The sequence below is a fragment of the Pseudomonas sp. NPDC089741 genome, from assembly GCF_044748825.1.
In the GTDB taxonomy this organism is placed as follows: Bacteria; Pseudomonadota; Gammaproteobacteria; order Pseudomonadales; family Pseudomonadaceae; genus Aquipseudomonas; species Aquipseudomonas helmanticensis.
In genome coordinates, this window is sequence record NZ_JBIVGT010000058.1 from 1 (window position 1) to 9957 (window position 9957).

Sequence of the window (9957 nt, forward strand, 5' to 3'; positions counted from 1 at the left end):
GGTGTTGCCATGGGGTGCTCTCCTTGCGGATAAATTTAGGGTGCCCGGGGCGAAATCGCCCGGTGGGTGCCTGACTGTTATCAAGGAACGTGCCAGCTTTGCTCTAATTCCCGAAAACACGGGGCCAAACAGCCGAAAAGTGCATGTTTCAATATGTTTCATGCTGGTTTTAGGCTAAAAGTGCGCAACTTCTTGCGCAGTGGTGTGCAAGAAGTTGCGCACTTGGCCACAGGCCCCGGGCCATGGGGGCTGTAGCGATTCAAGAGGCGAAAATCGGCGAACAAGTGCGCAAGAAGTTGCGCATCAAGGCGCATTGCCAGCATCTTGCCGAAATGGAAAGCCCGGAAATGATCAATCCATCGCCCCTTTTTGCCATTACCCCACTGGTACGCCAACCCCGAATTAACCGACAGTCCAGTCCCAGAGCCTTCCGCCAAACGGGTCGGATGGGCCCGAGGGTTAAAAAGCGTCTTATAAATGAAACACCGCCCTCGGCTATACTCCCCGCATTTCGACCTAGGCACGAGGAATCACTGTGAAGAACTGGACGTTGCGCCAACGCATTTTGGCGAGCTTTGCGGTGATTATCGCCATCATGCTGTTGATGGTCGTCGTCTCTTATTCGCGGTTGCTGAAAATCGAGGCCGGCGAGCAGAGCGTGCGCCAGGACGCCGTGCCCGGCGTGTATTTCAGCTCGATGATTCGCAGCGCCTGGGTCGACAGTTACCTGCAGACCCAGGAATTGCTCGGCCTGAAAAAAGGCCAGGGCATCAGCGCCGAGGACGCGGCGGATTTCAAAGCCTTCGAGGCGCGTCTCGAAGAGCAGATGGGCAACTATCAAAGCACTGTCACCACTGATGAGGACAAGGCCGAATTCGCCGTCTTCAAGCAAGACGTCCTCAACTACAACAAGATTCAGACGCAGGTGCTCGATCTGTATCAGCGCAACCAGGAGGATGAGGCGGCGAAGTTGTTCAACGAACAGCTGACTCCGGCCTGGACCGCCGGCCGGATGAAACTCAACGACATCATTCGCGAGAACAAAGCCGTCGCAGATGAGGCCATGAACAACATTGATGATGCGGTCGCCGCCGCGAAAGTCAGCATGGGTATTTCATTGCTGGTCGCGGTGCTGGCGGCGGCAGCCTGCGGGTTCCTGCTGATGCGCGCGATCATGGCGCCGATGAACCTGATCGTGCGGATTCTCGAAACCATGCGCACCGGCGACCTCAGCACCCGCCTGAGCCTCGACCGCAAAGATGAATTCAACGCGGTGGAAACCGGCTTCAACGACATGATGACCGAGCTGACTTCGCTGGTATCCCAGGCGCAACGCTCGTCGGTGCAGGTGACCACCTCGGTAACCGAGATCGCTGCAACCTCCAAGCAACAACAAGCCACCGCCACTGAAACGGCGGCGACCACCACCGAAATCGGTGCAACGTCCCGCGAGATCGCCGCCACGTCGCGCGATCTGGTCCGCACCATGACCGAAGTCTCCACCGCTGCCGATCAGGCCTCTGTTCTCGCCGGTTCCGGCCAGCAAGGCCTGGCGCGCATGGAAGACACCATGCACTCGGTGATGGGCGCGGCGGATCTGGTCAACGCCAAACTGGCGATTCTCAACGAGAAGGCCGGCAACATCAATCAGGTGGTGGTGACCATCGTCAAAGTCGCCGACCAGACCAACCTGCTCTCGCTCAACGCCGCGATCGAAGCGGAGAAGGCCGGTGAGTACGGTCGCGGTTTTGCCGTGGTCGCCACTGAAGTGCGACGTCTGGCGGATCAGACCGCGGTCGCTACCTACGACATCGAACAAATGGTCCGCGAGATCCAGTCGGCGGTGTCGGCGGGTGTGATGGGCATGGACAAGTTTTCCGAAGAAGTGCGCCGTGGCATGTCCGAAGTGCAGCAGGTTGGCGAGCAGCTGTCGCAGATCATCCATCAGGTGCAGGCGCTGGCGCCGCGCGTGTTGATGGTCAACGAAGGCATGCAGGCGCAGGCCACCGGCGCCGAGCAGATCAACCATGCGCTGGTGCAGTTGGGCGATGCCAGCAGCCAGACTGTCGAGTCGCTGCGCCAGGCCAGTTTCGCCATCGACGAACTGAGCCAGGTGGCCGTCGGGCTGCGCAGCGGCGTTTCGCGATTCAAAGTCTGATGAGCGAAATCATCGCCAAACGCAACGCCGCACCGCTGGCGAAGCAGGCGTTGTTCCTGCTGTTTCGCATCGGTAGCGAGCGTTACGCCTTGCGCGCCACCGAAGTCGCGGAAGTGCTGCCGCGCCTGCCGTTGAAGCCGATTGCGCGGGCGCCGCAGTGGGTCGCCGGGGTATTTGCTTATCGCGGTGTGGTGGTGCCAGTGATCGACCTCAGTGCGCTGACGTTCGGTGAACCCGCGCAAGCGCGCACCAGCACGCGTCTGGTGCTGGTGAATTACCAGCCCGACGATGCGCGGCCGGTGCAATGGCTCGGGCTGATTCTGGAGCAGGCCACCGACACCTTGCGCTGCAATCCGCAGGATTTTCAGCCCTACGGTCTCGACAATCGGCAGACGCCTTACCTCGGCCCGGTGCGTGAAGACGCGCAGGGACTGGTGCAATGGGTGCGGGTTAATGACTTGCTCGATGACGCGGTGCGCGCCTTGCTGCTCCCGCAGCCGCCACGGGATCCGGCGCAGCTTGAGGAACAGCCATGAGCAGCGATCAGCGCTTTTTCGACTTTCTCAAGGAGCGCATCGGCCTCGATGTCACCTCGGTCGGCCCGGCGATCATCGAGCGCGCGGTGCGTCAGCGCACGACACTCTCGCAAGCGGCGCATGCCGATGAATATTGGCAGTTGTTGCAGGGGTCACGGGATGAGCAGCAAGCGCTGATCGAAGCAGTCATCGTCCCCGAGACGTGGTTTTTCCGTTACCCGGAATCGTTCGCCACGCTCGGTAAACTGGCGCGCAATCGCCTCACCGAGCTGAACAACATGCGCGCGCTGCGCATTCTCAGCCTGCCGTGTTCCACCGGCGAAGAACCCTATTCGATTGCCATGGCGTTGCTCGATGCCGGGCTCAAGCCGCATCAGTTCAAGGTCGATGGCATGGACGTCAGCCCGCTGTCGGTGGAAAAGGCCCGGCGCGGGTTGTACGGCAAGAACTCGTTTCGCGGTCAGGATCTGGACTATCGCGAGCGGCATTTTTGCGCCGAGCAGGACGGCCATCGGGTCAACGAAAATGTCCGTGAGCAGGTGCGTCTGCAAGTCGGCAATGTGCTTGATCCGGCGCTTCTGGCCAGCGAACCGCCTTTCGATTTCGTGTTCTGCCGCAACCTGCTGATCTATTTCGACCAGCCCACGCAGAAGCAAGTGTTCGAAGTGCTCAAACGCCTGACGCATGTCGACGGCGTGCTGTTTATCGGCCCCGCCGAGGGCAGTCTGCTCGGCCGTTTGGGCATGCGCTCGATCGGGATCCCGCAGTCGTTCGCGTTCAGTCGTCACAGCGACCCGCAACCTGAACCACTGCCAGTGCCCAAGCCGATTCCGTTGCCAGTCAGCCAACCGATACGCAGCACGCCGCCACCGCCCGTGCGCCAACGGCCATTTGCGCCAGTGACCGCGTTGCCGACCACCCGCACCAGCGCGAATCCGGACGCCGCGACCTTGCTGGCGAACATCGCGGCACTGGCCAATGAAGGCAAAAGCGCCGAAGCGCGTGCCGCGTGCGAGCAGTATTTGCGCAGCCACGAACCAGTGGCTCAAGTGTTTTACTGGCTGGGACTGCTCAGCGACGTCGCCGGCCTGACCCTCGAAGCCCAGGGTTTCTACCGCAAGGCGCTGTACCTCGAACCGCAACACCCGGAAGCGCTGATGCACCTCGCGGCTTTGCTCCAGGCCCAGGGCGACAGCGCCGGTGCCAGACGATTGCAGGAGCGCGCCGCCCGCAGCGGGCGCACCGCTGACAGTGAGCGTAAACGATGATTTCGGCCGACACCTTGAACGTCACCCATGAAGACGCCCAGGCCATCGACGATTGCTGGAACCGTATTGGCATCCACGGCGACAAGTCCTGCCCGCTGCTCGAAGAACATATTCATTGCCGCAACTGCTCGGTGTATTCCGCAGCGGCGACGCGCTTGCTCGATCGCTATTCGTTGCAGCAGGACGAGCGCGACCCGGTGGCGATCGCGGTCGAAACCGATGTCAAAACCCGTTCGCTGCTGATGTTCCGTCTCGGTGAAGAGTGGCTTGGATTGGCGACGCGCAGCTTGGTGGAAGTCGCGCCGTTGCAGGCGATTCACTCGTTACCGCATCAGCGTTCGCGCGCCTTGCTGGGGGTGGCGAATGTGCGTGGCGCGCTGGTGGCGTGCCTGTCGCTGGTGGAATTGCTGGATCTGGATGCCAGCGCCGCTCCAGCTGTCAGCGGGCGCATCATGCCGCGCATGTTGATCATCGCTGCCCATGGCGGGCCGGTGGTGGTGCCGGTGGATGAGGTTTACGGCATTCATGCCATCGATGAGCGAATCCTTGACGCCGCGTCGCAATCCGGCGCCCAGGCCAGTGCCAAGTACACCCGTGGCGTCCTGCAATTTCGCGGTCGCAGCCTGCGTTGGCTGGATGAAGAACAGCTGTTGTCTGCCGTGACCCGGAGCCTCACATGACCCCCGAGCAAATGCGCGACGCCTCGCTGCTGGAGCTGTTCAGCCTTGAAGCCGAAGCCCAGACGCAGGTGCTCAGCGCCGGGCTGCTGGCGCTGGAGCGCAATCCGACCCAGGCCGATCAACTCGAATCGTGCATGCGTGCGGCGCATTCGCTCAAGGGCGCGGCGCGAATTGTCGGCATCGACAGTGGCGTCAGCGTCGCCCATGTCATGGAAGATTGCCTGGTCAGCGCGCAGGAAGGGCGCTTGTTGCTGCGCCCGGAACACATCGATGCGTTGTTGCAGGGCACCGATTTGCTCATGCGCATTGCGACGCCAGCGAATGCTCCGCAACCGGCTGACATCGAAGCGTATGTGGCGTTGATGGCGCAGTTGCTTGATCCATCGTCGCCGCCTGCCGTCACTGCGCCGGTCATGGCCGAATTGCAGTTGCAAGCGCCGCGAGTCGAACCAACGCCGGCAGCACCGGGGCAATCTCTAGAACTACCGGTGGAGACGCCAGAACCGCCGCCACGGAAAAACAGACGCACCACTGAAGGTGGCGAACGGGTCTTGCGCGTTACCGCTGAACGCCTCAACAGCCTGCTCGACCTGTCGAGCAAATCGCTGGTGGAAACCCAGCGCCTCAAGCCGCACCTGGCAACCATGCAGCGCCTCAAGCGCATGCAGAACAACGGTCTGCGCGCGCTGGAAAATCTCAACGTGCACCTCAAGGAGCACGCGCTGAGCCTTGAGGCGCTGGAAGCCCTCGAAGATGCGCGGCGTTTGCTCGCCGAGTCGCAACAATTGCTCAGCGAGAAAAACGCCGAGCTGGATGAATTCGCCTGGCAGGCCAGTCAACGCGCGCAGGTGCTTTACGACACCGCGCTGGCCTGTCGCATGCGGCCGTTTGCCGATGTACTCAGCGGGCAGGTGCGCATGGTTCGCGATCTGGGCCGCAGCCTCGGCAAACAAGTGCGCCTGGAAATCGAAGGCGAGAAGACTCAGGTCGACCGTGACGTACTGGAGAAACTCGAAGCGCCGCTGACTCACTTGCTGCGCAATGCCGTCGATCATGGCATCGAAACCCCGGAGCAACGTCTGCTCAAAGGTAAACCCGAAGAGGGCCTGATCCGCCTGCGCGCCTCGCACCAGGCCGGTCTGTTGGTGCTGGAATTGAGCGATGACGGTAACGGTGTCGATCTGGAAAAGGTCCGCCGCAGCATCGTCGAACGGCAGTTATCCCCAGCCGAAACGGCGGCGCAGTTGAGCGAGGAAGAACTGCTGACCTTCCTGTTCCTGCCCGGTTTCAGCCTGCGCGACACGGTCACCGAAGTCTCTGGCCGGGGCGTGGGTCTCGATGCCGTTCAACACATGGTTCGCCAGTTGCGCGGTGCCGTGGTGCTGGAACAGGCGGCGGGCGAGGGCAGTCGCTTCCATCTCGAAGTGCCGCTGACGTTGTCGGTGGTGCGCAGTCTGGTGGTGGAAGTCGGCGAAGAGGCTTATGCGTTCCCGCTGGCGCACATTGAACGCATGTGCGATCTGGAGCCTGAAGACATTGTCCAGGTCGAAGGTCGCCAGCATTTCTGGCATGAAGGCCGGCATGTCGGGTTGGTCGCGGCCAGTCAGTTGCTCAACCGCCCGGCCAGCCAGAACAGCGGCGAAACCCTGAAAGTCGTGGTGATTCGCGAGCGCGATGCGATTTACGGCGTGGCGGTCGAGCGCTTCATTGGCGAACGCACTTTGGTGGTATTGCCACTCGATGAACGTCTGGGCAAAGTGCAGGATATCTCAGCCGGCGCGTTGCTCGACGATGGCTCGGTGGTGCTGATCGTCGACGTCGAAGACATGCTGCGTTCGGTGGATAAGCTACTCAATACCGGTCGCCTCGAGCGCATCGCCCGTCACGGCAATCAGGCCGCCGAGGCTGCGCGCAAACGCGTGCTGGTGGTTGACGATTCGCTGACCGTGCGCGAGCTGCAACGCAAGCTGCTGCTCAATCGCGGCTACGACGTCGCGGTGGCGGTGGACGGTATGGACGGCTGGAACGCGCTGCGTTCGGAGGACTTCGATTTGCTCATCACCGACATCGACATGCCGCGCATGGACGGCATCGAGCTGGTCACCCTGTTGCGTCGCGACAACCGTCTGCAATCGCTGCCGGTGATGGTCGTGTCGTACAAGGATCGTGAAGAGGATCGCCGCCGTGGTCTCGACGCCGGGGCGGACTATTATTTAGCCAAAGCCAGTTTTCATGACGACGCCCTGCTCGACGCAGTGGTCGAGCTCATCGGAGGAGCGCGGGCATGAAGATCGCAATCGTCAACGACATGCCAATGGCGGTGGAGGCCCTGCGTCGTGCATTGGCCTTCGAGCCGGCGCATCAGGTGGTCTGGGTCGCTCGCAACGGCGCCGAGGCGGTGCAACTGTGCGCCGAGAACACCCCCGACCTGATCCTCATGGATCTGATCATGCCGGTGATGGACGGCGTCGAAGCCACCCGCCGGATCATGGCCGAAACCCCGTGCGCGATCGTCATCGTGACCGTCGACCGTCAGCAGAACGTCCATCGCGTGTTCGAAGCCATGGGCCACGGCGCGCTGGATGTGGTCGATACCCCGGCACTCGGCGCCGGCAATGCGCAGGAAGCGGCGGCGCCGTTGCTGCGCAAGATCCTCAATATCGGCTGGCTGATCGGCGACAAGGCACCGCGCTCGCGACCGACGCCGACGCCCCAGCGCAGTTCGGCATCGTGCAAGCGACTGGTGGCGATCGGCTCGTCTGCCGGCGGGCCCGCAGCGCTTGAGGTGTTGCTCAAGGGCCTGCCCCGGGACTTCTCGGCGGCGATTGTGCTGGTGCAGCACGTTGATCAGGTGTTCGCCGCCGGCATGGCCGAATGGCTGGCCAGCGCCAGCGGCCTTGATGTACGGCTGGCCCGCGAAGGCGAGCCACCGCAAGCCGGCGCCGTGCTGCTGGCCGGCACCAATCATCATATTCGGTTACTCAAGAACGGCACGCTGGCCTACACCGCCGAGCCGGTCAACGAGATCTACCGACCCTCCATCGACGTATTTTTCGAAAGTGTCGCCAGTTATTGGAATGGCGACGCCGTCGGGGTTTTATTGACCGGGATGGGACGCGACGGCGCGCAAGGGCTTAAGCTCATGCGCCAACAGGGTTACCTGACCATCGCGCAGGATCAGCAAAGCAGTGCGGTGTACGGCATGCCCAAGGCTGCAGCAGCCATTGATGCCGCCGTGGAAATCCGTCCATTGGAAAAGATAGCGCCACGATTGCAGGAGATTTTCCCCAAATGAACCGATTTATCCGCAATCCTGGCCCCCGCAGTACTCAGGTGACCGCCCATGACTGACTTACAGATCGACGACATTAAAACCGACGAAAACGCCGCCATGGTGTTGTTGGTGGACGATCAGGCGATGATCGGCGAAGCCGTGCGCCGTGGGCTGTCGAATGAAGAGAACATCGACTTCCACTTCTGCTCCGACCCGCATCAGGCCATTGCCCAAGCGGTGCGGATCAAACCGACGGTGATTCTTCAGGATCTGGTGATGCCCGGCCTCGACGGCCTGAGCCTGGTGCGCGAATACCGCAATCATCCGGCGACCAAGGACATTCCGATCATCGTCCTGTCGACCAAGGAAGACCCGCTGATCAAGAGCGCGGCGTTCTCCGCCGGGGCCAACGATTATCTGGTGAAACTGCCGGACACCATCGAACTGGTGGCGCGCATCCGCTATCACTCGCGCTCGTACATGACCCTGCTGCAACGCGATGCTGCATACCGTGCGTTGCGGGTCAGTCAGCAGCAGTTGCTCGACACCAATTTGGTGCTGCAACGGCTGATGAACTCAGATGGCCTGACCGGGTTGTCCAATCGCCGCCACTTCGACGAATACCTTGAACTGGAATGGCGCCGCTCGCTGCGCGATCAGAGCCAGTTGTCACTGCTGATGATCGATGTCGATTACTTCAAGCCGTACAACGACAGCTTCGGCCATGTTGAAGGCGACGAGGCGCTGCGCAAGGTCGCCACGGCGATCCGCGACGCCAGCGCGCGACCTTCTGACCTGCCGGCGCGCTACGGTGGTGAAGAGTTTGCGCTGGTGCTGCCGAACACCTCGCCGGGCGGCGCGCGGCTGGTGGCGGAGAAACTGCGCCAGACCGTGGCCTCGCTGAAAATCCCGCACAACACCCCGGGTGACGGCGCGAGCCTGACCATCAGCATCGGCCTGGCAACCATGGTGCCGCAGTCGGGCAGCGATTGCCGCTTGTTGATCTCGGCGGCGGATCGTGGCCTGTACCTGGCCAAGAACAACGGCCGCAACCAGGTCGGCATCGAATAACCACCGCAATCCCCTGTCGGAGCTGCCGCAGGCTGCGATCTTTTGATCTGTTTTTAAAATCAAAGTCAAAAGATCGCAGCCTTCGGCAGCTCCTACAGGTGAAATGTGTAAGGTGAATCGCCCCCACAGCCGCCAGACGGGCTGCCGTGACAGCCTGATTACGTTATACTCGCCGGCTTTCAAAAGTTCGCCAACGAGTGCTGCCCGTCATGGAAATCAACCCGATCCTGAACACCATCAAGGACCTGTCCGAGCGCTCCGAAACTATTCGGGGGTATCTTTGACTACGATCAAAAGCATGAGCGTCTGACTGAAGTCAATCGCGAGCTTGAAGATCCGAGCGTCTGGAACAAACCTGAATACGCCCAGGAGCTGGGCCGCGAGCGTTCGGCGCTGGCGCAGATCGTCGATACCCTCGATGAACTGAACGCCGGCCTGGCCGATTGCCGCGATCTGCTGGACATGGCCGTCGAAGAGAACGACGAAGGCGCAGTGGGCGATGTCGTCGCCGAGCTGGCCCGTCTCGAGGAAAATCTGGCCAAGCTGGAATTCCGCCGCATGTTCAGCCATGAAATGGACCCGAACAACGCCTACCTGGACATCCAGGCCGGTTCCGGCGGCACCGAAGCCCAGGACTGGGCCAACATCCTCCTGCGCATGTACCTGCGCTGGGCGGATAAACGCGGTTTCGACGCGACCATCATGGAGCTGTCGGCCGGTGAAGTCGCTGGTATCAAAGGTGCGACCGTGCACATCAAGGGCGAATACGCCTTTGGCTGGCTGCGTACCGAGATCGGCGTACACCGTCTGGTGCGCAAGAGCCCGTTCGACTCCGGCAACCGTCGCCACACCTCGTTCTCCGCAGTGTTCGTCTCGCCAGAGATCGACGACAAGGTCGAAATCGAAATCAACCCGGCAGACCTGCGGATCGACACCTATCGTTCCTCCGGTGCCGGTGGTCAGCACGTAA

At 61.6% G+C, this 9957-nt stretch carries 7 protein-coding genes and 1 pseudogene; all 8 read left to right on the forward strand.

Translation table 11 applies throughout. The features are described 5' to 3' along the window. The first annotated feature begins 535 nt into the window (after window positions 1–535). Window positions 536–2158, forward strand: a complete 1623-nt coding sequence (locus tag ACIPZE_RS28255; protein WP_283437552.1) for a methyl-accepting chemotaxis protein — start codon at window positions 536–538, stop codon at window positions 2156–2158. Continuing rightward, complete coding sequence (locus ACIPZE_RS28260; RefSeq protein WP_400776702.1) at window positions 2158–2694, forward strand: chemotaxis protein CheW; 537 nt, start codon at window positions 2158–2160, stop codon at window positions 2692–2694. Before ACIPZE_RS28255 ends, ACIPZE_RS28260 begins: the two co-directional genes overlap by 1 nt. Then, window positions 2691–3962 carry a CheR family methyltransferase gene (locus ACIPZE_RS28265; protein ID WP_400776704.1) on the forward strand — a complete coding sequence of 424 codons (1272 nt, stop codon included), beginning with the start codon at window positions 2691–2693 and terminating at the stop codon, window positions 3960–3962. The genes ACIPZE_RS28260 and ACIPZE_RS28265 overlap by 4 nt, the downstream gene beginning before the upstream one ends. Beyond that, entirely contained in the window at window positions 3959–4642 is a 684-nt protein-coding gene (locus ACIPZE_RS28270; RefSeq protein ID WP_129389676.1) for a chemotaxis protein CheW, read from the forward strand. The genes ACIPZE_RS28265 and ACIPZE_RS28270 overlap by 4 nt, the downstream gene beginning before the upstream one ends. Then, a complete protein-coding gene (locus tag ACIPZE_RS28275) occupies window positions 4639–6930 on the forward strand; it encodes a hybrid sensor histidine kinase/response regulator (RefSeq protein ID WP_400776707.1) in 2292 nt (763 codons plus the stop codon). The genes ACIPZE_RS28270 and ACIPZE_RS28275 overlap by 4 nt, the downstream gene beginning before the upstream one ends. Then, entirely contained in the window at window positions 6927–7937 is a 1011-nt protein-coding gene (locus tag ACIPZE_RS28280) for a chemotaxis response regulator protein-glutamate methylesterase (protein ID WP_129389682.1), read from the forward strand. The genes ACIPZE_RS28275 and ACIPZE_RS28280 overlap by 4 nt, the downstream gene beginning before the upstream one ends. Window positions 7938–7985: 48 nt before the next feature. Beyond that, window positions 7986–8987, forward strand: a complete 1002-nt coding sequence (locus ACIPZE_RS28285) for a diguanylate cyclase domain-containing protein (RefSeq protein ID WP_129389685.1) — start codon at window positions 7986–7988, stop codon at window positions 8985–8987. Window positions 8988–9196: 209 nt separating this feature from the next. Next, window positions 9197–9957: pseudogene (locus tag ACIPZE_RS28290) on the forward strand (PCRF domain-containing protein); the annotation flags it as partial.

Coding starts and splice junctions, on each gene's coding strand:
- ACIPZE_RS28260 (WP_400776702.1), top strand. CDS start 2,158: ATGAGCGAAATCATCGCCAAACGCAACGCCGCACCGCTGGCGAAGCAG.
- ACIPZE_RS28265 (WP_400776704.1), top strand. CDS start 2,691: ATGAGCAGCGATCAGCGCTTTTTCGACTTTCTCAAGGAGCGCATCGGC.
- ACIPZE_RS28270 (WP_129389676.1), top strand. CDS start 3,959: ATGATTTCGGCCGACACCTTGAACGTCACCCATGAAGACGCCCAGGCC.
- ACIPZE_RS28275 (WP_400776707.1), top strand. CDS start 4,639: ATGACCCCCGAGCAAATGCGCGACGCCTCGCTGCTGGAGCTGTTCAGC.
- ACIPZE_RS28280 (WP_129389682.1), top strand. CDS start 6,927: ATGAAGATCGCAATCGTCAACGACATGCCAATGGCGGTGGAGGCCCTG.
- ACIPZE_RS28285 (WP_129389685.1), top strand. CDS start 7,986: ATGACTGACTTACAGATCGACGACATTAAAACCGACGAAAACGCCGCC.